The sequence below is a fragment of the Thauera sp. genome (assembly GCF_034003485.1).
Lineage (GTDB): Bacteria > Pseudomonadota > Gammaproteobacteria > Burkholderiales > Rhodocyclaceae > Thauera.
Genome location: NZ_JAVEYL010000075.1, coordinates 1 through 2,635 on the forward strand (window position 1 = coordinate 1; position 2,635 = coordinate 2,635).

At 64.4% G+C, this 2,635-nt stretch carries 2 protein-coding genes; both read left to right on the top strand.

The annotated features are described in order from the left end of the window. Positions 1 to 1,272, top strand: a 1,272-nt coding sequence (gene cysN / locus RBT54_RS18170; protein WP_320368397.1) for a sulfate adenylyltransferase subunit CysN, incomplete at its 5' end; no start/stop codon positions are given. A 350-nt stretch (positions 1,273 to 1,622) separates the two neighbouring features. Continuing rightward, the coding region (locus RBT54_RS18175) for a hypothetical protein (protein ID WP_320368398.1) at positions 1,623 to 2,635 on the top strand (1,013 nt) is incomplete at its 3' end.

Below are 2,635 nucleotides of genomic sequence, written 5' to 3' on the forward strand. Positions count from 1 at the left end.
CTTGAACACCTCCCCGAGATCGACAACGGCCTGCTGCGCTTTCTCACCTGCGGCAGCGTCGATGACGGCAAGAGCACCCTGATCGGCCGCCTGCTGTTCGACACCAAGACCATCCTCGCCGACACCCTCAACGCCATCGAGAAGACCTCGGCCAAGCGCGGCATGAGCGCGGTCGACCTCTCTCTGCTCACCGACGGCCTGCAAGCCGAGCGCGAGCAGGGCATCACCATCGACGTCGCCTACCGCTACTTCTCCACCGGCCGGCGCAAGTACATCATCGCCGACGCCCCCGGCCACGAGCAGTACACCCGCAACATGGTGACCGCAGCCTCCACGGCCAACCTGGCGATCATCCTCATCGATGCGCGCAAAGGCGTGCTGACGCAGACCCGCCGCCACTCCTACCTCGCCAGCCTGGTCGGCATTCCCCACCTGGTGGTCGCGGTCAACAAGATGGATCTGGTCGACTACGACCAGGCAGTGTTCGAGCGCATCAAGGCGGAGTACCTCGCCTTCGCCGGCAAGCTCGGCATCAATGACGTGCGCTTCATCCCGATCTCGGCGCTGGAAGGCGACATGATCGTCGATCGCGGCGAGCGCCTCGGCTGGTACGACGGCCCGACCCTGCTCGACATCCTCGAGAACGCCCCCGCCGCCCACACCGAACAGGCCGAGAACTTCCGCCTGCCGGTGCAGTTCGTGTGCCGCCCGCAGGATTCCGCCAACCCCGAGCTGCACGACTACCGCGGCTTCATGGGCCGGGTCGAATCGGGCGAGATCGCCGTCGGCGACGCCGTCACCGTGCTGCCTTCGGGAGCCACCAGCCGCGTCAAGCGCATCGAACTCGGGGGCGCCAGCCTGCCGCGCGCGATCCACGAGCAATCGGTGACCCTGCTGCTGGAAGACGAGATCGACATCTCGCGCGGCGACCTCATCGTTAAGTCGAGCGAGGCGCCAGCGCCCGTCAAGCAAGTCGACGCCACCGTGTGCTGGCTGTCGGAAACCCCGTTGAATCCGGCCCGAACCTACCTGGTGCGGCACACCACTCGCGAAGTGAAGGCCAAGGTCGCGACCATCGATTACCGGCTCGATGTGAACACTCTGGAGCGAGAAGCGAGCACCGGCCTCGCCATGAACGACATCGCCCGTGTCACGCTCAAGCTCGCACAGCCGATCGTCGCCGACCGCTACAAGGACAACCGCGCCACCGGCGCCTTCATCATCATCGACGAGAGCACCAACAACACGGTGGGTGCGGGCATGATCGGCTGAAACCGCCCTCATCGCGAAAGCCTGCAGGCCCCCTGCCCCTTGAGGGCGCCGGGGGCCTGTGCATTTAATCCGCGACCAACGTAAGCGCCAAAGCTCAGCACCACATGCAAGTGTTCGGCCACCCTGCTCGCCGGGCAAAGAGGGCATTACATAGGAGAAAGGCTGTCGACGTTTTTTACAATTTCATCTTCCCACGCCAGCTGCAAGAAAACAATTCACTGTTTTATAAACACTTTCATGTCATGGCCCCAATATTGCTATGAGCTCTTTGACGGGAGACCGACCCAAGAAGCTCCCAGTCGATCCCGGCACTGCAATCAAAGCGCTCATTCCTGCGAGGAGCCCAAAACATGAAACGCTTCATCATCACCGCCGCCATCACCGCGGCCTTCACCGTCCCGGCCGCAGCTATCGCCGGATCGATTAGCCCCGCCACCTTCGAGGCGACTATTGCGGTCGGCGGTTCAGTCACGGTCAGCAAAACGGTCACCACCGACGCCATCGGCGCCAGCAAGGTAGACGTTTTCTTCCTCACCGACGACACCGGCAGCATGGGCGGCGTCATCAACAACGTCAGGAACACGGCCGGGGCCCTCCTGACTCAGCTGCAAAGCACGTATGCCGACATCGCCTTCGGCGTCGGCAGCTACGATGGCGACCCACGAGAGGGGGGCGTGCCGCTTGCCAGTCCCCCTGCCACGAACCTGACCGCAGCGTACTCTCGCCAGTCGATGATCACGACCAACACCGAACAGGTGCAGGCTGCGATCAACACCTGGGCGGCCGGCGGCGGCGGCGACAGCCCGGAAGCCAACTTCTTCGCGCTGCACCAAGTCGCGACCTCGGGCGGTGCCACTGACGCGGTCGGTAGCACCGACCCCGGATACAGCACCGGACTCGCGACCGGCTGGCGTGAAGGCGCGGCGCGCGTGATTGTGTGGTTCGGCGACGTCGTCTCGCACACGACCACGGTCGACCAAGCCGAAGCCATTGCCGCCCTCACTGCGAACGGCGTCACCGTCGTCGCGATGAACAGCGGCGGCAACAACGGCGGCATCGACGGCGGCGACCAGGCCGACGCGATCGTGGCCGCGACCGGCGGCGTGATCGTCAATAATTTCGCCTCCGTATCCATCGGCAACATCGTCGATTCGATCGTCGGTGCTATCGGTGACGCCACCTCCACACTCGACCTGTCCCTGGCCGTGCAGGGTGGCGTGCCCGAAGGCCTGAACGTCAGCTTCGTGTGCACCAGCGCGGAAGGCTGCGACGACGTTGCCGGCGGCGAGTCGCGGACCTTCGACATGACGATCACCGGGTTGACGCCGGGCGACTATGATTTCACCGTTATCGCCCCGGGTGT